The sequence below is a fragment of the Metallibacterium scheffleri genome (assembly GCF_002077135.1).
Classification (GTDB): domain Bacteria; phylum Pseudomonadota; class Gammaproteobacteria; order Xanthomonadales; family Rhodanobacteraceae; genus Metallibacterium; species Metallibacterium scheffleri.
The window spans coordinates 161,948-180,937 of record NZ_LDOS01000002.1; the positions used below are offsets into that span (position 1 = coordinate 161,948).

The window sequence follows — 18,990 nt, forward strand, 5'->3', positions numbered from 1 at the left end:
TATGGTAGGTTAGCCGTAGAATCGATTGGCGGTTTGCCGGACCCGCGCCAGAATTCTTCGAGTTCGGTCTTCCGAACGCTCAGGCCAATCTACGATGGCGTTTCAACCGGCTTTCTGCCGTTTTTTTGGTGACACAACGATGGAGCGTAAAGGTCTGCTTCGGGCCGACAGCGGCCCCTCGCGTGTTTGCTGTAGATGGTTGTGGCAGGCGTGGCCTATGCTGACAGCCGTCTTCCGGGAGCGTCGCATGGCCAAGGCCAAAACCGCCTACGTGTGCAACCAGTGCGGCGCCGAGCACACGCGCTGGCAGGGGCAGTGCGCGGCGTGCGGGGCGTGGGACACGCTGAGCGAGTTCGTGGTGGAGCCGGCCACGGCGGCGGCCGGCAAGTCCGCGCCCAAGCGCAGCGGTTATGCCGGGCAGGAGACGGCGCGCATCACGCCGCTCACCGAGGTGGCGCTGCAGATCGAGGCGCGCAGCCTGATCGGCATCGGCGAGCTGGACCGCGTGCTCGGCGGCGGGCTGGTGCAGGGCTCGGTGGTGCTGGTCGGCGGCGATCCGGGCATCGGCAAGTCCACGCTGTTGCTGCAGATGATGGGTGCGCTGGGCGCGCGTCTGCGCGGCTTGTACGTGAGCGGCGAGGAGTCGCTGGCGCAGATCGCCGCGCGCGCGCAGCGCCTCGGACTGGAACTTGGCCCCCTGCACGGTCTGGCCGAGACCTGCATCGAGCGCATCCTCGAGCACGCGCAGGCGGCGCGCCCGCAACTGCTGATCATCGATTCGGTGCAGACGCTGTGGAGCGAGCAGCTCGCCGCCGCGCCCGGCTCGATCAGCCAGGTGCGCGAGACCGCCGCGCGTCTGGTGCGCTACGCCAAGGAGAGCGGCACCAGCGTGTTTCTGGTCGGGCACGTGACCAAGGAGGGCGGCATCGCCGGTCCGCGCGTGCTCGAGCACATGGTCGATGCGGTGCTGTATTTCGAGGGTGATGCCGGCAGCCGTTTTCGCGTGCTGCGCGCGTTCAAGAACCGCTTCGGCGCGGTCAACGAGCTGGGCGTGTTCGCCATGGGCGAGCGCGGCCTGCGCGAGGTGCCCAACCCGTCGGCGATCTTTCTCGGCACGCACAGCGGGCCGACGCCGGGCAGCGCGGTGATGGTCACGCGCGAGGGCACGCGGCCACTGCTGGTCGAGGTGCAGGCGCTGGTCGATGCCTCGCCGCTGGCCAATCCGCGGCGCGTGGCGCTGGGCCTGGACGGCGGCCGCATGGCGATGCTGCTGGCGGTGCTGCATCGCCACGGCGGCGCCGCGGTATACGACCAGGACGTGTTCGTCAACATCGTCGGCGGCATCCGCGTGCAGGAAACCGCGGCCGACCTGCCGGTGCTGCTGGCGGTGCATTCGAGTTTTCGCGACCGCGCGCTGACCGGCAAGACCGCGCTGTTCGGCGAGGTGGGCCTGTCCGGCGAGATCCGCCCGGTGCCCAACGGCGAGGAGCGCCTGAAGGAAGCCGCCAGTCACGGCTTCGAGCGCGCCATCGTGCCGCGCGCCAACGCGCCGAAGAAAAGCCATCATGGCGCGATGGAAATCATCGCCGTCGAGCGCCTCGATCAGGCGCTGGCCGTCAGTTTTTGAACGTTCACCGCCACCTCAGGAGCGTGCCATGAGCGCCAGTGAGCCATTGCGTCTGCAGATCAGCCAGGTGGGCGACTACGCCTTCCGCATCGAGTTCGATGGCACGCAACTGGAAGCATTGCTGACCGACGAGCCCGCGCCGCTGGGTCACGACAGCGGGCCCAATCCATCGCGCGTGCTGCTGGCCGCGATCGGCAACTGCATGGCCGCCAGCCTGGTGTTCGCGCTGCGCAAGTTCAAGAACCAGCCCGGCCCGATCACCGCCGGCATACGCGCCACGCCCGAGCGCAACGCCGAAGGGCGCTGGCGCATCCCGCGCGCGGACATCGAGTTGCGTCTGGCCGAGCCCGGCGAGAGCCACGTGCAACTCGAACGCATCATGGCGCAGTTCGAGAACTTCTGCGTGGTCACGCAAAGCGTGCGCGAAGGCATCGACGTGCAGGCGCGCGTGCTCGACAGCAACGGCAAGCAACTGCACCCGCCGCCGCAGACTTGAGCCGAAAGCCGATGGCACCGCTGCGGCTTGCGGTTTTTTTGCACGCAGTCCCGGGTCGCGAGTTCCGCCGCTAGCGCCCCAGTTCCGTCAGTTCGCGATGCAGCAGCTCGGGCTGCTCCACGTTCAGTTCGAGCAGGCGCTTGAGCCGCGCGAAGCTGTCCAGGTCGATGCGGTCCCAGGCAAAGGCGAGCTGCGTCGCGTCGCTGCGCATCAGGCTCACGCCCATGCTCACCGGCAGGTTCTCGAAGATGCGCAGGTCCATGCGAAAGCGCGTGCCGGGCGGCTGGTCGCAGCCAGCGGGGTGCGAGACCAGCACGCCGCGCAGCGACAGGTCGATGAGATCCGCGGGCCAGGAGCCGTCGCGCGCGTACAGCTTCACCGCGCCTTGCAGGGCGATGCGCTGAAAACGACGGCGTTCGCCGGAGGGGCGCGAGGCTTCCATGACGGTGCGGTCCGCGGGGCGGTGATGCGATTGTGCGCATGCCGCGCCGTGCGCGGCAAGCCGTGCGCTGGTTTCGACGCGACTCAGCCGCTGCGGCGCAGCAGCAGTTCCAGCACGAACTTGCTGCCGAAGAACGCCAGGATCAGCACCGCCATGCCGGCCAGCGTCAGCCACACCGCCTGGCGCCCGCGCCAGCCCCAGCGCCAGCGACCCAGCAGCAGCACGCCGAACACCAGCCAGGCCAGGATCGACAGCACGGTCTTGTGCACCAGGTGCTGGTCGAACAGGTTGGTGACGAATAACGCACCGCTCAGCAAGGTCAGGCTGAGCAGCGCGAAACCGGCGCCGATCAGGCGGAACATCAGGCCCTCGGTGAGGGTCAGCGGCGGCAGCGCGGCGAGGAAGGCCGGCATGCGATGCCGGCGCAGCGAGCGTTCCTGGAATGTCAGCAGCAGCGCCAGCAAGGCGGCGATCGACAGCAGCCCGTAGCTGAGCAGGGCCAGGGTCACATGCAGCTTGATCTGCCAGTCGAGCGCCAGCGGCGTGGTGGGCGGCGCCAGAAATACATCCACTGCCAGCAGCGCCGCGGCCAGTGGAAACAGGATCACGCCCAGCGCCGCCACCGGGCGCCACAGGTTGACGATCAGGGTCAGCGCGGCGATGACGCAGGCGATCAGCGACAGCGCGGCGAAAAAGTGCAGGTCCAGCGCGCCGCGATGCGCCAGCGCGATCTCGCTGGCATGCGCCAGTACCGCCAGCGTCGCCACGCCCAGCGCCGCGGCGCGCGGCGCCTCGCGCCCGTCCAGCACCGGGCGCGCCAGCAGCGCGGCGGCGGCCAGGTACAGCGCGATCGCGGCGAAGGTCAGCGGCAGCATGCGCAAAGTGTGGCACAGCGCGGCCGGGCTGCAATCGCGCCGCTATACTGCGCGCTTTCCGCCTGATTTTGCGCCCATGTTCGAGACCCTCAGCCAGCGCCTTGGCGCTACCGTCGAGCGTTTGCGCGGCCGCGGCCGCCTGACCGAGGAAAACATCCGCGAGAGCCTGCGCGAGGTGCGCATCGCGTTGCTCGAAGCCGATGTCGCGCTGCCCGTGGTGCAAGCATTGATCGAGCGCGTCAAGGTGCGCGCCGTGGGTCAGGAGGTGCTGAAGAGCCTCACCCCCGGCCAGGCTTTGGTGAAGGTGGTGCGCGACGAGCTGACCGCGCTGATGGGCACCGCCAACGCGCAGCTCGATCTGGCCGCGACGCCGCCGGCGGTGGTGCTGATGGCCGGCCTGCAAGGCGCCGGCAAGACCACGACCGTGGCCAAACTGGCGCGTTTTCTCAAGGAACGCGCGAAGAAGAAAGTGCTGGTGGTCAGTTGCGACGTGTACCGTCCGGCCGCCATCGAGCAGTTGCGCGTGCTGGCCGCGCAGGTCGACGTCGGCTTCGTGTCTGCTGCCGCCGGCGCCAGGCCGGTGGACATCGCGCGCGCCGCGCTGGAGCAGGCGCGGCGTGAAGTCGCCGACGTACTGATCGTCGATACCGCCGGCCGCCTGGCGATCGACGCGGCGATGATGGACGAGATTAAGGCGCTGCACGCGGCGCTGAAGCCGGTGGAGACTCTGTTCGTGGTCGATGCCATGACCGGCCAGGATGCCGCCACCACCGCCAAGGCCTTCGCCGAGGCGTTGCCGCTGACCGGCGTGATCCTGACCAAGACCGATGGCGATGCGCGCGGCGGCGCGGCGCTGTCGGTGCGCTACGTCACCGGGCGCCCGATCAAGTTCCTCGGCGCCGGCGAAAAGACCGACGCGCTGGAGCCGTTCCATCCCGACCGCCTCGCGCAGCGCATCCTCGGCATGGGCGACGTGCTCAGCCTGGTCGAGGAGGTCGAGCGCAAGGTCGATCAGGACAAGGCGCAGAAACTGGCCATGAAGGTGGCCAAGGGCAAGCGCTTCGACCTCAACGACATGAAGGACCAGCTCGAGCAGATGCTCAACATGGGCGGTCTGGCCGGGCTGATGGACAAGCTGCCAGGCGTGTCGGGATTGCCCGACAGCGTCAAGTCCAAGGTCAACGACCGCGAGGTGCAGCGCATGATCGCGGTGATCAACTCGATGACGCGCAAGGAGCGCCGCCATCCCGATTTGCTCAACGGCTCGCGGCGTGCGCGCGTGGCGCGTGGCTCGGGCATGCAACCGGCCGATGTCAACCGCCTGCTCAAGCAGTACCAGCAGATGGAGAAAATGATGTCCAAGATCTCGCGCGGCGGAATCAAGGGCATGATGCGGCAGATGCAGGGCGCTTTGCGTGGCGGCGGTCTGCCGCCTGGCGCAGGCGCGCGCTGAGGCAACTGCACGTTGCCGGTAACCTGCGTTCGATTTTTTTGCGCCTGCAAGCGCCGCGGACGTCTGGATGGGCGCGTTGAACCGGAGAAGCCGATGCCCGAGCAACACCGCACCGATGCCCTGTGGGTCGTGGTGCCGATGTACAACGAGGTCGAGGTGCTGCCCGAGTTCCAGGCGCGCCTGACGCGCGTGCTCGATGCGCTGGATCTACCCGCGCGCGTGTTGTACGTGGACGACGGCAGCCGCGACGCGAGCTGGGCCTTGGCGCAGGCGTTGGCGCAGCGCGATCCGCGCGTGCACGGACTCAAGCTGAGCCGCAACTTCGGCAAGGAAACCGCGCTGACCGCGGGCCTCGACGCCGTGGCGTGCGCCGAGAACGTGGCTGCGTGCGTGGTCATCGACGCCGATCTGCAGGACCCGCCCGAGGTGATCCCCGAGCTGATCGCGCGCTGGCGCGAGGGTGCCGACATGGTTTATGCCACGCGCCGCCGCCGCCTGGGCGAGAGTGGCATCAAGCGGCTGACCGCGGCGCTGTTCTACCGGCTGATGCGCCGGCTCTCCGCCACAGCGGTGCCGCAGGACACCGGCGATTTCCGCCTGCTGTCGGCGCGCGCGCTGCGCGCGCTGGCCGGGCTGCGCGAGCGCCAGCGTTTCATGAAAGGCCTGTTCGCGTGGATCGGTTATCCGCAGGCGCAGGTGCTGTACGACCGCGCGCCGCGCGCCGCCGGCACGAGCAAGTGGAATTACGGGCGCCTGTGGCGCTTCGCGGTCGAGGGCATCACCTCGTTCTCCACCATGCCGCTGCGCCTGGCGACCTGGGTCGGCGTGCTCACCTCGGTGCTGGCCTTCGCCTACGGCGCGTGGATCGTGCTCAAGGTATTCGTGTGGGGCATCAGCGTGCCAGGCTATGCCTCGCTGATCGTCGCCATCCTGTTCCTCGGCGGCATGCAACTGCTGGCGCTGGGCATCATCGGCGAATACGTCGGGCGCACCTATCTGGAGGTCAAGCAGCGGCCGCTGTATCTGATCGAGGACAGCCTTGGCACGGTCGCGCCGCAGCCCGTGGACACGGCGCCATGAGCAAGGCCGCCTGGCACCACAACGAGAACCCACGATGACTGCATCCACCCGGCGGCGCGCGCTGTGGCTGCTGTTGCTGGCGCTGTGGCTGGGGCTGTGGTTCGCCGGCAGCCAGTACCGATCGCTGCTGGAGCCGGACGAAGGCCGTTACGCCGAGGTGCCGCGCGAGATGGTCGCCAGCGGCAACTGGGTCACGCCGCGCTACGACGGCGTGCTGTTCCTCGACAAGCCCGCATTGCAGTATTGGGGTACCGCGCTGGCCTACGAGGCTTTTGGCGCCAGCAACTGGAGCGCGCGCCTGTGGGGCCTGCTCACCGGACTGCTGGGCATGCTGGCCGTGGGCTGGGCTGGCGCGCGCGCGTTCGGACGCGTGGCTGGCTGGAGCGCGGCCGCGGTGCTGGGCAGTAGCCTGCTGTGGGTCATCGGCAGCCATCTGAACACGCTGGACATGGGCGTGGCCGCGTTGCTCGGGACATCGCTGTGCACGTTCATCCTGGCGCAGTTGCCGGATGCCTCGGCGCGCGCGCGGCGCGGCTGGATGCTGCTGACCTGGGCGGCGATGGCCGCGGCGTTTTTGTCCAAGGGCCTGATCGGCATCGTGTTCCCCGGTGGCGCGCTGTTTTTCTACATGCTGTGGACCGGGCAGTGGCATCTGCTCAAGCGCATGCAGTGGCTGCTCGGGCTGCCGTTGTTCCTGTTGCTGGCGTTGCCCTGGTACATCGCGCTGCAACTGCGCCACGAGCAGTTTCTGCACTATTTCTTCATCGGCCAGCAGTTCACGCGCTATCTGTCGGATCGTTTCGACCGCTCGCATCCGTTCTGGTTTTTCCTGCCGGTGGGCGTGATCGGCATGTTCCCGTGGCTGGCGCTGCTGCCGGCGGCGCTGCGCCTGCCGCCGCGCCAGGACGGCTTCGACGTGCGCAAGCTGCTGTGGATCTGGACGCTGATGATCTTCGTGTTCTTCAGCATCTCGCACTCCAAGCTGCCGCTGTATCTGTTGCCGGTGTTTCCCGCCGTGGCGCTGCTGGTCGGCGATGCCATCGCGCGTCTGCGCGCGCGTGCGCTGGGCATCGGTCTGCTCATCGCCGCGGCGCTGCTGCTGGTCGCCGTGCCGCTGGCGCTGCTGCGGCCGGTGCCGGGTGACCTGATCGCGCTGGGCGCCGCGTTCCACGGCTATATGCGGCATCTGGCCGTGGCCATGGTGCTGGCGTGCGCATTGCTGGGGCTGGCGGCGTGGCTGGCCTGGCGTGGACGCAAGCTGGCCGGTGTCGGCGTGGCCGCGTTCGCCGGGCTGGGCTTGATGCAGGCGGCGCTGATCGGCTTCCAGGCGCTGGCGCCGGCGTATTCGGCGGCGCCGCTGGCGCAGGCCATGCGGCCCTGGCTGCAGCCGCATGCACCGGTGTACATGGTCGATACGCTGCAGCGCGGCCTGCCATTTTATCTGCGTCGCCAGGTCACTCTGGTGGGCGCGGCGCCCTACGACTTGCTCGACGGTCTGCGCTGGCAGCCGCAGTTGCTGTGGCCGCTGCCCGCGTTCGAGCAGGCCTGGCGTGTGCAGCCGGATGCGCTGGCGGTGATCGCGCCGCAGCGTTTCGCCGCGCTGCTGCTGCACGGCCTGCCGATGCGCGTGATCGCCACCTCGCCGAAGTGGGTGCTGGTGCGCAAACCGCCTGCGGCAGTGGATGCGCCCGGCGCGGGCGCCATGGATAATCGCGCGCCGACTTCCACCACAACCATCCCATGCCCGCACGCTTCCAGGTCCGCCGTTCCGCCATCCACGGCAACGGCGTGTTTGCCCGCCGCGCGCTTGCCGGCGGCAGCCGCGTCCTCGAATACAAGGGCCGGCTGATCACCCACGCCGAAGCCAATGCGCTGTATGAAGGCAGCATCGAGCAGGGCCATACCTTCCTGTTCGATCTCAACGAGCACTACATCATCGACGGCAACCAGGGCGGCAACAGCGCGCGCTGGATCAACCACAGCTGCGCGCCCAACTGTCGCGCCGAGGTGCATGTGGATCAGGACGGCGATGCGCTGCGTGACCGCGTGATCATCGAAGCCCTGCGCGACATCGCGCCCGGCGAGGAGCTCACCTACAACTACGGCATCGTGCTGGACGTGCCGCATACGCCGCGCCTGAAGCGCCTGTGGGCTTGCCGCTGCGGTGCGGCGCAATGCACGGGGACCCTGCTGCAACCCAGGCGGCGCGTGCGGCGTGTGTGAAAGTCAGCATGCATGGACGCGCGCAGGCGCGACGCGACCCGCCCATGCCGTGATGAGCATGCAGCAGCGCCTGATGCAACCGGGCCAGCGGCTCGCGGCGGCGGATTGCGTCGCGCACCTGCTGCCAGGCAGTTCGTGCAGCTGAGCAAACGCGTGCACTGAGTGTTGCGCAGGGCGTCATGCCGGCGCGCGTGACCTGCGCCATGCTTGCGCCTTGTCCGCGTGGAGCCGCGTCATGCAGGAGTTCGCCGACTACGCGCAATACGACGCGCTGGGTCTCGCCGCGCTGCTGGCGCGCGGCGAGGTCAGCGCCGCCGAAGTGCTGCACACCGCGCAATGTCGCGCGGATCGCGCGCAGCCGCGACTCAACGCGCTGGTGCGGCGCATGGACGCCGCGGCCGACGCGACACTGCGCGCGGGCCTGCCCGCAGGCGTGTTCAGCGGCGTGCCGTACCTGCTCAAGGATTTGATGCAGGCCTACGCCGGGGTGCCGATGAGCATGGGCAGCGCGGCGCTGCGCGACTACGTGCCCGCCGAGGATGACGTGCTGGTGCAACGGCTGAAGCGCGCCGGACTGGTGATTTTCGGCAAGACCAACGTGCCCGAGTGGGGCCTGGTGGCCTATACCGAGCCGAAGGCGTTCGGCGCCACGCGCAACCCATGGGACCTCACGCGCACGCCCGGCGGTTCCAGCGGCGGCAGCGCCGCGGCGGTGGCCGCGCGCATCGTGCCGGCCGCCGGCGCCAACGATGGCGGCGGCTCGATCCGCATTCCCGCGGCGTACTGCGGCCTGTTCGGGCTCAAGCCCAGCCGCGGCCGCGTCAGCCCCGGCCCCGAGGACGGCGAGGTGTGGATGGGCGCGGCCTGCGAACACGCGCTCACGCGCAGCGTGCGCGACAGCGCCGCGTTGCTGGATGCCGTGGCGGGTGCGGCACCGGGGGATCCATTCGAGATCGCACCCGCCGGAAGTTTTCTCACCGCCACGCAGGCACCGCCGCCGCGCTTGCGCATCGCCTTCAGCGTGGATTCGCCGCTGCGCACGTCGGTCGCGCGCGACTGCGTGGATGCAGTGCACGCGACCGCGCGCCTGCTCGAATCGCTGGGCCACCACGTCGAGGAGGCCGCGCCGCGCATCGATGGCATGGCCTTGATGCACGCCTATCTGATGCTGTATTTCGGCGAGGTCGCGGCGCAGGCGCGCGAGTTGCGCGCGCTGGTTGCGCACGCACGCGTCGTGCAACTGGAGCCGGCCACGCGCGCGCTGGCGGCGATCGGCGAGGCGATCAGCGCCGGCGAGTACATGCGCAGCCAGCATCGCTGGAATGATTTCGGACGCGCGCTGGGCACACACTTCGCGCAGTACGACCTGTACCTGACCCCGACCACCGCCGATCTGCCGCCGCGCATCGGTGAACTCGCGCCGACGCCGTTGCAGGAACATCTGCTGGCACTGGCCGCACGCCTGCGCGCGGGCGGGTTGCTGCGCCGCCTGGGCATCGTCGAGCAGGTGGCAATGCGCAATCTGGCGCGCACCCCGTTCACGCAGCTGGCCAATCTCACCGGCGTGCCGGCGATGAGCGTGCCGTTGCACTGGAGCGATGCCGGCCTGCCGGTCGGCGTGCAGTTCATGGGCCGATTCGGCAGCGAGACGCTGTTGTTCGCGCTGGCCGCCGAGCTGGAACGCGCGCAGCCCTGGGCGGAACGGGCGCCAGCGGAGTGAATGCGGCACAGACGACAAAACCTGCGCGGCCGCAGGCATCCTGGCGGCTTCCCGGCATCCGGTGCTCCGCTAAACTGGCGTGATGCGTCCGACCCCAGGTTTTTCGTGAGTCCCGACTGGCAGGCCGCGCGCCGCGCCGTGGCCAGGCGCCTGCTGCGCCGCTCCGCGCAGGCCGGGGGTGCTACGCCGATCGATGCGGCGTCGATCACGCGCGTGCTGGTGGCGCGGCCCAATCACCGCCTGGGCAACGTGTTGCTGCTGACGCCCTTGCTGCAGGAACTGGAGCGCGTGTTGCCGCAGGCACGCGTGGACGTGCTGGCTGGACCGCCGTTCGCGGCGTGCCTGCTGCAGGGCTACGCCGCGGTGGATCGCGTGGACACGCTCGGTGCGCGCCCGCTGCACGAGCCGCGTGTGCTGTGGTCGCTGTGGCGCGCTCTGCCGGGGCGCGGTTATACGCTGGCGCTGGACGCGGCCGAACGCTCGCAGTCGGCGCGCTGGGCGGTGACGCGCAGCGCGGCGCGCTGGCGCGTAGGCATGGTCGATGGCGATGCCGCGGGCCTGACCCAGGCCGTGCCCCACGCGGACTGTGGCGTGCACCAGGCGCAGATGCCGGTGCGCATGCTGCGCGTGGCGCTGGGGCTCGATCCCGACGCGCCGCTGCCACCGCTGGCGTTGCGCCTGCGCGCCGATGAGAGCACCGCCGCCGAGGCACGCCTGCGCGCCTTGCTGGGCGCGGCCGATGTCGCCGCGCCGCGTGTCGGAGTGTTCGCCGAGGCCACCGGCGCCAAGCGTTACGACGACGGGTATTGGCAGGCGCTGGTCGCGGCGCTGCGCGCGCGCATGCCGCGCATGCGTCTGGCTGAGATCGTGCCGGCGCATGGCCGTCCCATGCTGCCGCAACTGCCCGGCCTGCACACCGCGCCGCTGCGCGCGGCGGCGGCGCTGTGCGCCAGCTTCGATCTGGTGATCGCGGCCGACTCGGGGCTGATGCATCTGGCGGCGGCTTCCGGCGTGCCGCTGCTGGGCTTGTTCAAGGCGACCGATCCCGCGCGATACGGGCCCTACGGCGCACGCCAGCGCGCACTCGTCACGCCGCATCTCGGGGCGGCGGACATCGCGCGCGCGGCATCCGACTTGCTGCCGCGGGCGTGACGCGTGGGCGACACGGCGGTTGCGCGATGCGGATCAGCTCGGATGCGCGCCCGCGCCGACTCCCGGCGTGCGCTGTCGCTCCAGCTCAACCGCAGCCGGCGAAACCGTCGCTGGCCATCTTGGCTTCGTACGGTGCGGCGACTTGCGCGCCCGGCGTCAGCGCGGCCTTGGCGGTGGCCCATGCGGCTGGCTTCACGCGCAGCAGCCAGCCGTTTTTGTACGGATCGGTGTTGGCCATTTTCGGGTCGGCGATCAGCGCGTCGTTGACCGCGGTGACCTCGGCGTCGAAGGCGATCTTGGCCGGGCCCACCCACTTGCCCGATTCGATGGTGGCGCAGGACTTGCCGGCCTGCACTTCCTTGCCGGCTTTCTTGGGCGTCACCGCCACCAGTTGTCCGGCCATGGCCACGGCCACCTGGGTCATGCCGGCGACCACGCTGCCGTCGGCTTCCTCGCGGTACCACATGTTGTTGGCAACGTCGTAAAACAAATCGTCTGGGAACGAACAACCGCGCACGGTCGACATGGTCAATCTCCTCGTTGGCAGCAGTGGAATGGATCGGCGCGCGAGCCGGGATCGGGTCACGACCCGCGCGCACCGAAACATTGTGGACATACAAGCGGCAGCTAAACAAGTTCGGGTGTCACGCCCGGCGCGACCCGTGCGTGTTGCGGAGCAATAATGCCTACCAGGTCAGCAGACGTCCGGCCGCGGCCAGCGATGGCAGGGCCGCGCTGGGCGTCATCATCGGCACCGGGTAGCCCAGGTCTGCGACGGTCATGCCGAAGAGTTCCAGCGACTGCAGGCAGCCGATGATTTGTACGCCGTTGTCGGTGGCCAGCTTGATGAATCCGGCCACGTTCTTGCCGCCGGGCATGGGAACAATGGATTCGGCCTTGCCCTTGGCCAGCAGTTCGGTGGCCGGGCCGGTGAAATACATCACCACGTTCTGCTCGGCGGCCGCGGCGGTGGCGGCCAGAAAAAACGCCGACGGCAGGCGTTTGGGATTTTCCGCGCCGGTGATCAGGATGATGACCAGATCGGCGGCCGGAGGAGTGGTGGTTTTTGCATCGGACATGATGATCTCCACGACAGGCGCGTTGCGCGCGACACCGGATATGCTGGCGTGCGCCGGCTTCGCCGGTTTTGATCCAGATCAAGTTTGCTGCGCATGACCGCCGAGCAGGATGGGCTCGCCCGCGCCGGGCATTTGCCAAGCGTATCCTGCGCGATCGAGCAGCGCGCCGAAGGCCTGCATGCCGCGCGCGTAATCTCCGTGCACCAGCAGCACGCGCTGCGGCTGTCCGCAGCGCCGCAGCCAGGCCAGCAATTCGCTTTGTCCGGCGTGCGCCGAAAAGCCATTGATGGTGTGGATGCGCGCGCGCACCGCGATGTCGTCGCCGAACAGGCGCACGCTGCGCGCGCCATCGATGATCTCTCGCGCCGGCGTGCCATTGGCGGCGTAGCCGACGAACACGATGCTGTTGTCCGCCTGTCCCAGATTGTGGCGCAGGTGATGGCGCACGCGTCCGCCGCTGGCCATGCCCGAGCCGGCCATGATCACCGCGCCGCCGCGGATCCGGTTGATGGCCATCGAGTCGGCAGTCTCGCGCGTCATGCGCAGACCTGGCAGCTGCATCGGATCGTGTTGCGTCAGCTCTTCGACGAAGCTCGCGCGCAGCGCGTCGCGGTGCGCGAGGAAGATCTCGGTGGCCGAGATCGCCATCGGCGAATCGAGGAACACCGGCAGCGGTTGCGGCAGCGCGCCGGCGCGGATGCCGCTGTACAGCGCGTAGAGGATTTCCTGCGCACGCTCCAGGGCGAAGGTCGGGATGATCACATTGCCGCCGCGCTGCAGGGTGACGGCAACGGCTTGCACCAGCTCGTCCACCGATGCTTGCCACGGACGGTGATCGCGGTCGCCGTAGGTCGTTTCCATGACCACGATGTCGGGCGCGGCAGGCGGTGGCGCAGGATCGTCCAGCAGGGGCCGCCCGGGATTGCCGATATCGCCGGAGAACAGCACGCGCAGGCGCTCGTCGCCATCCTCGATCTCGAGCAGCACCGAAGCCGAGCCGAGGATATGCCCGGCGTTGACGAAGGTGGCGTGGATGCCGCCGGCCACCTCGCGGCGCTCGCCGTAGCGCAGCGGCGCGGCGAACGCGTCGATGCAGCGCAGCGCGTCATTGATGCCATACAGCGGCAACGACACGGTTGCGCTGGCGCGGCTGGCGCGGCGTGCGGCGCGGCGCGCCTGCTCTTCCTGCAGGCCGGCGGCATCGAGTAGCACCAGGCGCGCCAGTTCGCGGGTCGCGTCCGTGCCGTAAATCGCGCCGCGAAAGCCGCGTTGGTGCAGCAGCGGCAGGCGTCCGCAGTGATCCAGATGCGCGTGCGTCAACAACACCGCGTCGATGTACGCCGCATCGAATGCGAAGGCGCCGCTATTGTCTTCCTCCAGTTCGCGGCCGCCCTGGAACAGCCCGCAGTCAACCAGCACGCGCGCGCGTGCGGTCTCGATCAGGTGACAGGAGCCGGTGACCTGCTTGGCGGCGCCGTGACTGGAAAAGCGGATCACGGCGTCGCCAGCATGGTGACGATGCCGTCGGCCAGCAAGCCGGTCAGGTCGATCGGCGTGGCGGCGTGTGCGACGCTGTTGCTGCACATGACGCGTGCCGCGCCGGCGGCGAGGATGGCCGGCAGCGCGTCGCCCGCGCACAGGCCGTGCACGGCCACGCACACCGGCGGCGGCGTGTGCTGCGTGCGCAGGTGTTCGAGCGCGGCGATCAGGGTGCGGCCGGAGCTGATCACATCGTCGATCAGCACCGGCGTGTGCCCTGGCCAGCGCGTCAGGTCGGGCACGCTGATGCGCACCGCGCTGTCGCCCAGCCGGGTCTTGTCCAGTATGACCAGGGGCGCGCCCACGCGGCGCGCGACGTCCTCGGCCCATTGCATGCTTTCGCGATCGGGGCCGAGGATCAGCGGCCGGCTGACGTTGCGCGTGATCCAATCGGCCAGCAGCGGCGCGGCATGCAGGGCGTGCGCGCGCAGCGTGTAGATCTCGCCCAGGTCATGGATGCGGTGCAGATGCGGGTCCACCGTCAGCAGCCAGTCGCAGTGCGCCGACAGCAGGGCCGCATAGACGCGCGCCGAGATCGCCTGACCGGGCGCGAAGCGCGCGTCCTGGCGCATGTAGGCCAGGTACGGCGCCACCAGGCCGATGCGTCGCGTGCCCAGTTCGCGCAGCGTCGCCGCGGCCATCAGCAGCGGCACGGTCTTGGCATCGGGATGATCCAACGTGCAGACCAGCACCGATTCGGCCTCGGGCGCAGGTGGATCGAGGCGCAGCAGCGCTTCACCGTCGGGGAAACGGTGCACCTCGCATGTGGCTACGCGCGCGTCATGTCCGCGCGCGCGAAGCGTTTGCGTGATGCGCGCGGCGGTGGCTTCGTTGCCGGGCAGGGGGTACAGGTTGATCAGGGTCATTGCATCAAGCCTCCACGTGCACGATGTCGGGGTGCCGCTGCACGTAATCCAGCGCATAAGCGAGCTCGCCGCGCGACTCGGCGTGCAGCACGAACAGCGGCTGTTCGCGCGCGATGCGCTCGCCGACGTGCACGCCCAGCCAGAGTCCGGCACAGGGTGCTTGCGGCGCGCCGGCCAGCTTGGCCGCGCGTGCCAGCAGGCGGTTGTCGATGCGCGTCACGCGCCCGTCGCGCAGGGCAGTCAGTGGATGCCGGAACGCCGCGACGCCGGGCTCACGCAGGCCGCCCTGGGCCAGGCAAATGGCCTCGAACTTGCGCCACGCGCGGCCCTCGTCGAGGCAATTGCGCGCCAGCGCATGCGCGGCCTCGCCCTGCGCCAGATCGCCCAGTTCGAGTACCGCCGCGGCCACCTGCAGGGCGCGCTGACGCAGGTCGTCAGGCGCATTGGCGGCGTTGCGCAGCACTGCCAGCACATCGTGCGCCTCCAGCGCCGGGCCGATGCCGCGCCCCACCGGCTGGCTGCCGTCGGTGATCAGACCCTGCACATGCAGACCGACGGCGCGCGCGGTATGGCTGAGCGCGTGCAGCAATGCTTGTGCTTCGGCCTGGCTGCGCACCTTGGCGCTGGGTCCGACCGGGATGTCGATCAGCACGTGCGTCGATCCGGCGGCCACTTTTTTCGACAGCACCGAGGCGACCAGCTGACCCTGACCATCCAGATCGAGCGTGCGTTCGACGCGGATCAGCAAATCATCGGCCGGGCTCAAGTTCATGGCGCCACCCCAGACCATGCAGCCGCCTTCGGACGCGACCACGCGGCGCATGTCCTGCAGACTCAAATCAACGCGCGTGAAGGTTTCCACGGTGTCGGCGGTACCGGCCGGCGAGGTGATCGCGCGCGAGCTGGTCTTGGGCATGAGCAAGCCAAGGCTGGCGGCGATGGCCACCACGATGGGCGTGGTGCGGTTGCCGGGCAGGCCACCGATGCAGTGCTTGTCCACCACGCGCGGATGCGGCCAGTCCAGGCGGCTGCCGGCGTGCACCATGGCGCGGGTCAGGCCGACGACCTCGGCGGCGCGCAGGCGCCGATTGGCGCAGGCCACCAGAAACGCCGCGATCTCCACATTGGACAGGCGCCCGGCCACGATCTCGCCGATGATGGCGTCGAACTGGTTTTCGTTGAGTGCCGCGCCGAAAATCTTGGCGCGTACGTAGCTCATGCTGTCGCTGGGCGGCGCGTTGCGCAGGCGCAGGCGTTCGCCCGCGGCCGGCGCCAGGCGCCGCCACGCCGATTCCGACAGACCCGCCTCATCGGGCGCGAGCAGATCGCCCGTGGTCAGGATGTTGAGCGTGGCGACGATGCTGCGCTGCGCGCCCTGCACCTCGACGCGCGCATGCGCCTCGAAGCCCTCGGCGCGGCATACCGGCGAGTCGGCGCGCAGCACCACCACCGGCTCGTGGTGCGTGTCGATGCCGAGGCGCCGCGCGCGCAGCGGAACCAGGTCGGCAGCGACCGGTTCGGCTGGCGATGACGGGCAGGTGGGCGTGGCCATGACGCGACGAGGCACCGGATGCGGCGGCAGCCCCGATTGTGCGCGTGTGCCGCGTCCGCGTCTTGACCTGCGTCAAGCGCGCCACACGTCCGCGCTCATTGAAACAGCAATTTGTCCACTGTGCCTTCGTCGACGGGCTCGTTGAACAGGCGCCGCACCAGCAGATCGCTGCCCAGCACCTGCGGCGCGAACAGCACATCCGGCTGCACGCGGCGAATCTTGTTCAGATGCTGCGCATCATTGACCGCGGCGATGGTGCGCACGCCCGGCGCCAGCTCCTTGACCGCCAGCACCACGAAGGCGTTCTCGGCGTCGTCCTCGCGCAGGGCGAACACCGCCTTGGCCTGCGCCACGCCGGCCTCGCGCAGCACGCTGTCGCGGGTCGGATCGCCCTCGACGCGATCGGCATCCTCGGGGTAGGGCAGCGGGCGCCCGGGCGCGACGATCACCGTGACCGGCACGTTGCGCAGGCGCAACTGCTGCCACAGCGTCAAGGCCAGACTGGACATGCCGATGATGACGTAATGGTTCTGCCGTTGACTTTTTTGCATGCGGCCCTCCAGCACGCGCTTGATGCTGCCACCAACCAGCGGTCCGATCACCACCGACAGCGTGGTGGCAAACACGGTGATGCCCAGCACGATCAGCGAGACCGTGAACATGCGTGCTTCGACGCTATGCGGAACGATGTCGCCGTAACCCACCGTGGACATGGTGACGATGGAAAAATAGAACGCGCCCGACAGATCGCGGATCGGCGGGTCGAAGCCGGCGCCGAACCACAAGCTGCCAAGCACGCCGTAGGCGAGCAGGCCGCCGACACTGAGCAGCGCGAAGATCGAACTGGCGGCCAGGCTGCTGCGACGGAAGTGGCGCGCGTAGAACAGCAACAGCAGGATCAGCGCCGCGCCGCCGACAAACACCGGGCTGGCGCTGTGCGTTCGCCCCAGCGCCAGCCCGGCGGAGAACAGCGCCAGCAGCAGGCTGATCACCCAGGCCACGCGCGCGCGCGCGAGCAGCGCGAACGCCATCAGGATCAAGCCCAGGCCCAGCAGCATGCGCGGCAGCGCGAGCAGGGTGGCGATCTGCAGCAGCGCCGGGGCGCCGTATTGTTCGAAGCGTTGCCACGCGCCCAGCAGCGGTGCGATCTGCGCGCGCAATTGCAGCGCTCCGATGACGGCAGCCAGCAGCGCCGCCAGGGCCTGCGGGCCGTACTCCTGCCAGCGCGCGCGCAAGCCGCGCAGCGGCGTGGCCAGTTGCGCCTGCAGCTTGCGCCAGTCACGTGCCGCGCCATGCCGCCGCGATGCGGGGGGTGGCGATGCGGATGGCTCGGGTGTGGAGGCTTCGCTCATGGCTTCAGCTTGCCGCAGGCAGCACCTTGCCTGGATTCATCAAGCCCTGCGGATCGAGCGCGCGCTTGACCGCGCGCATCATCTGCAGCGCGACCGGGTCTTTGTAGTGGATCAGCTCGGCGGTTTTCAGCAGGCCGACGCCGTGCTCGGCCGAGAAGCTGCCGCCGACGCGAACCGCCGCATCGTGCAGCAGCGCGTTGCAGGCGTGTTCGTGCTGCGCGCGAAACGCATCCGCATCGGCCTGCACGGGCGCCTGGATGTTGTAGTGCAGATTGCCATCGCCCAGATGCCCGAAGATCACCAGCCGCGCCTGCGGCATCATCTGCGTCAGGCGCGTCGCGGTGTCGGCCACGAATGTGGCCATGTGCGATACCGGCACCGCGATGTCGTGCTTGATGTTGAGTCCCTCGCTGGCCTGCGCCAGCGGGATGTGTTCGCGGATGGCCCACATCGCCTCGGCCTGTGCCAGCGATGCCGCCACGGCGCAATCGAGCGCGGCGCCGGCTTCCAGCGCCGCGCCCAGCACGGTTTCCAGCCGCGCCTGCGCGTGCGCGTCGTCCTCGCTGTCGGACAGCTCGAGCAGCACGAACCAGGGCGCGGCGTCGATCGGCAGTGGCGCGTGCAGCGCCGGGAAGTGCCGTGCCACCAGCCGCAGGCATGCGCTGCTGATCAGCTCGAAGCCGGTGAGGTCGGCGTCCAGCGCGTCGCGCGCGCGATTCAGCAGCGCCACGGCGGCGGCGACGTCGGCCAGCGCCACCCAGGCGGTGCGTCGCGCCGCGGGCTGCGGATAAAGCATCAGGCTGGCGGCGGTGATGATGCCCAGCGTGCCCTCGGCGCCGATCAGCAGATCGCGCAGGTCATAGCCGGTGTTGTCCTTGCGCAGCGTGGACAGCCCGCGCCAGATCTCGCCCTGCGCTGTCACCGCCTCCAACCCCAGACACAGCGCGCGCGCGCTGCCATAACGCAGCACCGCGGTGCCGCCGGCGTTGGTGGACAGCACGCCGCCGATGGTCGCACTGCCCTCGGCGGCCAGACTCAGCGGTAACAGCAAGCCGGCTGCGCGTGCAGCGCGCTGCGCCTCGGCCAGCACGCAGCCGGCCTCGGCCACCAGCACGCGGTCGGCCACGTCGATGCTGCGCACGCGGCGCATGCGCTTGAGCGCGAGAACAATCTGCGTGCCGCTGGCATCCGGCGTGGCGCCGCCGACCAGCCCGGTGTTGCCACCCTGCGGCACGATGGCCACGCCGGCGTCGCGGCACAGGCGCACCACCGCGGCCACCTGTTCGGTTGTGCCCGGCAGCGCCACCGCCCGCGGCACGCCGCGATAGCGCTTGCGCCAATCCTCGGCGTAGCCGGCCATGTCCGCTGGCGCGGCAAGCACGTAGTCGGCGCCCAGCGCCGCACGCAGTGCTGGCAATAGATCAGTCGTGGTCATGTTGCCTTCCGGTCCAACGCGTTCCTGGCTGATTGCAGCGCGGCGGCGGACGCGGGCGCCGCGTCACTGCGCGCACGACGGCAAATGCGGGTTCGTGCC

General features: G+C 69.6%; 17 protein-coding genes. 8 read left to right on the forward strand and 9 right to left on the reverse strand.

Features of this window, described 5'->3' with window-relative positions; translation table 11 throughout:
• Nucleotides 1-247: 247 nt before the first annotated feature.
• Nucleotides 248-1,627: a DNA repair protein RadA gene (gene radA, locus Mschef_RS05965; protein ID WP_081126967.1), complete on the forward strand. Its 1,380-nt coding sequence runs from the start codon at nucleotides 248-250 to the stop codon at nucleotides 1,625-1,627.
• Nucleotides 1,628-1,655: 28 nt separating this feature from the next.
• Nucleotides 1,656-2,123, forward strand: a complete 468-nt coding sequence (locus Mschef_RS05970) for an OsmC family protein (protein WP_081126968.1) — start codon at nucleotides 1,656-1,658, stop codon at nucleotides 2,121-2,123.
• A gap of 70 nt (nucleotides 2,124-2,193) precedes the next feature.
• Here Mschef_RS05970 and Mschef_RS05975 read toward each other — a convergent pair whose 3' ends face one another.
• Together Mschef_RS05975 and Mschef_RS05980 are read right to left on the reverse strand one after the other, a co-directional pair.
• A complete protein-coding gene (locus Mschef_RS05975; RefSeq protein WP_081126969.1) occupies nucleotides 2,194-2,565 on the reverse strand; it encodes a PilZ domain-containing protein in 372 nt (123 codons plus the stop codon).
• An 83-nt stretch (nucleotides 2,566-2,648) separates the two neighbouring features.
• Entirely contained in the window at nucleotides 2,649-3,440 is a 792-nt protein-coding gene (locus Mschef_RS05980; RefSeq protein WP_081126970.1) for a cytochrome C assembly family protein, read from the reverse strand.
• Nucleotides 3,441-3,516: 76 nt separating this feature from the next.
• Between Mschef_RS05980 and ffh the strand changes: the two genes are divergently transcribed.
• The 6 genes from ffh to Mschef_RS06010 all read left to right on the forward strand — a co-directional run bounded on the left by ffh (nucleotide 3,517) and on the right by Mschef_RS06010 (nucleotide 11,068).
• Entirely contained in the window at nucleotides 3,517-4,893 is a 1,377-nt protein-coding gene (ffh, locus tag Mschef_RS05985; RefSeq protein WP_081129850.1) for a signal recognition particle protein, read from the forward strand.
• A 93-nt stretch (nucleotides 4,894-4,986) separates the two neighbouring features.
• A complete protein-coding gene (locus Mschef_RS05990; RefSeq protein WP_081126971.1) occupies nucleotides 4,987-5,973 on the forward strand; it encodes a glycosyltransferase family 2 protein in 987 nt (328 codons plus the stop codon).
• Between the two features lie 34 nt (nucleotides 5,974-6,007).
• Nucleotides 6,008-7,822: a glycosyltransferase family 39 protein gene (locus Mschef_RS05995; RefSeq protein WP_081126972.1), complete on the forward strand. Its 1,815-nt coding sequence runs from the start codon at nucleotides 6,008-6,010 to the stop codon at nucleotides 7,820-7,822.
• Nucleotides 7,714-8,196, forward strand: a complete 483-nt coding sequence (locus Mschef_RS06000; RefSeq protein ID WP_081126973.1) for an SET domain-containing protein — start codon at nucleotides 7,714-7,716, stop codon at nucleotides 8,194-8,196. The genes Mschef_RS05995 and Mschef_RS06000 overlap by 109 nt, the downstream gene beginning before the upstream one ends.
• Before the next feature lie 235 nt (nucleotides 8,197-8,431).
• The gene (locus tag Mschef_RS06005; RefSeq protein WP_081126974.1) at nucleotides 8,432-9,916 is read left to right on the forward strand and encodes an amidase; all 1,485 of its coding nucleotides are present in this window, start codon (nucleotides 8,432-8,434) and stop codon (nucleotides 9,914-9,916) included.
• Nucleotides 9,917-10,021: 105 nt separating this feature from the next.
• On the forward strand, nucleotides 10,022-11,068 hold the full coding sequence (locus tag Mschef_RS06010) for a glycosyltransferase family 9 protein (RefSeq protein ID WP_168708893.1): 1,047 nt from the start codon (nucleotides 10,022-10,024) through the stop codon (nucleotides 11,066-11,068).
• Nucleotides 11,069-11,153: 85 nt separating this feature from the next.
• Here the strand turns inward: Mschef_RS06010 and Mschef_RS06015 are convergent, their stop codons facing one another.
• The 7 genes from Mschef_RS06015 to Mschef_RS06045 all read right to left on the reverse strand — a co-directional run bounded on the left by Mschef_RS06015 (nucleotide 11,154) and on the right by Mschef_RS06045 (nucleotide 18,891).
• Nucleotides 11,154-11,594, reverse strand: a complete 441-nt coding sequence (locus Mschef_RS06015; RefSeq protein ID WP_081126976.1) for a biotin/lipoyl attachment domain-containing protein — start codon at nucleotides 11,592-11,594, stop codon at nucleotides 11,154-11,156.
• Nucleotides 11,595-11,754: 160 nt separating this feature from the next.
• Nucleotides 11,755-12,147 carry a DsrE family protein gene (locus Mschef_RS06020; protein ID WP_081129851.1) on the reverse strand — a complete coding sequence of 131 codons (393 nt, stop codon included), beginning with the start codon at nucleotides 12,145-12,147 and terminating at the stop codon, nucleotides 11,755-11,757.
• A 78-nt stretch (nucleotides 12,148-12,225) separates the two neighbouring features.
• Nucleotides 12,226-13,644: an MBL fold metallo-hydrolase gene (locus tag Mschef_RS06025; RefSeq protein WP_081126977.1), complete on the reverse strand. Its 1,419-nt coding sequence runs from the start codon at nucleotides 13,642-13,644 to the stop codon at nucleotides 12,226-12,228.
• Entirely contained in the window at nucleotides 13,641-14,552 is a 912-nt protein-coding gene (locus Mschef_RS06030; RefSeq protein ID WP_081126978.1) for a ribose-phosphate diphosphokinase, read from the reverse strand. Before Mschef_RS06030 ends, Mschef_RS06025 begins: the two co-directional genes overlap by 4 nt.
• Nucleotides 14,553-14,556: 4 nt before the next feature.
• Entirely contained in the window at nucleotides 14,557-16,104 is a 1,548-nt protein-coding gene (locus tag Mschef_RS06035; RefSeq protein ID WP_081126979.1) for a thymidine phosphorylase family protein, read from the reverse strand.
• A 95-nt stretch (nucleotides 16,105-16,199) separates the two neighbouring features.
• Nucleotides 16,200-17,456, reverse strand: a complete 1,257-nt coding sequence (gene kch / locus Mschef_RS06040) for a voltage-gated potassium channel protein (RefSeq protein ID WP_081126980.1) — start codon at nucleotides 17,454-17,456, stop codon at nucleotides 16,200-16,202.
• A 4-nt stretch (nucleotides 17,457-17,460) separates the two neighbouring features.
• On the reverse strand, nucleotides 17,461-18,891 hold the full coding sequence (locus Mschef_RS06045) for an FAD-binding oxidoreductase (RefSeq protein WP_081126981.1): 1,431 nt from the start codon (nucleotides 18,889-18,891) through the stop codon (nucleotides 17,461-17,463).
• Between the last annotated feature and the right edge of the window lie 99 nt (nucleotides 18,892-18,990).

What these genes read in the sequence shown, in the direction of transcription:
- radA (WP_081126967.1), top strand. Translation starts at nt 248, where the DNA reads ATGGCCAAGGCCAAAACCGCCTACGTGTGCAACCAGTGCGGCGCCGAG.
- Mschef_RS05970 (WP_081126968.1), top strand. Translation starts at nt 1,656, where the DNA reads ATGAGCGCCAGTGAGCCATTGCGTCTGCAGATCAGCCAGGTGGGCGAC.
- Mschef_RS05975 (WP_081126969.1), bottom strand. Translation starts at nt 2,565, where the DNA reads ATGGAAGCCTCGCGCCCCTCCGGCGAACGCCGTCGTTTTCAGCGCATC.
- Mschef_RS05980 (WP_081126970.1), bottom strand. Translation starts at nt 3,440, where the DNA reads ATGCTGCCGCTGACCTTCGCCGCGATCGCGCTGTACCTGGCCGCCGCC.
- ffh (WP_081129850.1), top strand. Translation starts at nt 3,517, where the DNA reads ATGTTCGAGACCCTCAGCCAGCGCCTTGGCGCTACCGTCGAGCGTTTG.
- Mschef_RS05990 (WP_081126971.1), top strand. Translation starts at nt 4,987, where the DNA reads ATGCCCGAGCAACACCGCACCGATGCCCTGTGGGTCGTGGTGCCGATG.
- Mschef_RS05995 (WP_081126972.1), top strand. Translation starts at nt 6,008, where the DNA reads ATGACTGCATCCACCCGGCGGCGCGCGCTGTGGCTGCTGTTGCTGGCG.
- Mschef_RS06000 (WP_081126973.1), top strand. Translation starts at nt 7,714, where the DNA reads ATGCCCGCACGCTTCCAGGTCCGCCGTTCCGCCATCCACGGCAACGGC.
- Mschef_RS06005 (WP_081126974.1), top strand. Translation starts at nt 8,432, where the DNA reads ATGCAGGAGTTCGCCGACTACGCGCAATACGACGCGCTGGGTCTCGCC.
- Mschef_RS06015 (WP_081126976.1), bottom strand. Translation starts at nt 11,594, where the DNA reads ATGTCGACCGTGCGCGGTTGTTCGTTCCCAGACGATTTGTTTTACGAC.
- Mschef_RS06020 (WP_081129851.1), bottom strand. Translation starts at nt 12,147, where the DNA reads ATGTCCGATGCAAAAACCACCACTCCTCCGGCCGCCGATCTGGTCATC.
- Mschef_RS06030 (WP_081126978.1), bottom strand. Translation starts at nt 14,552, where the DNA reads ATGACCCTGATCAACCTGTACCCCCTGCCCGGCAACGAAGCCACCGCC.
- Mschef_RS06035 (WP_081126979.1), bottom strand. Translation starts at nt 16,104, where the DNA reads ATGGCCACGCCCACCTGCCCGTCATCGCCAGCCGAACCGGTCGCTGCC.
- kch (WP_081126980.1), bottom strand. Translation starts at nt 17,456, where the DNA reads ATGAGCGAAGCCTCCACACCCGAGCCATCCGCATCGCCACCCCCCGCA.
- Mschef_RS06045 (WP_081126981.1), bottom strand. Translation starts at nt 18,891, where the DNA reads ATGACCACGACTGATCTATTGCCAGCACTGCGTGCGGCGCTGGGCGCC.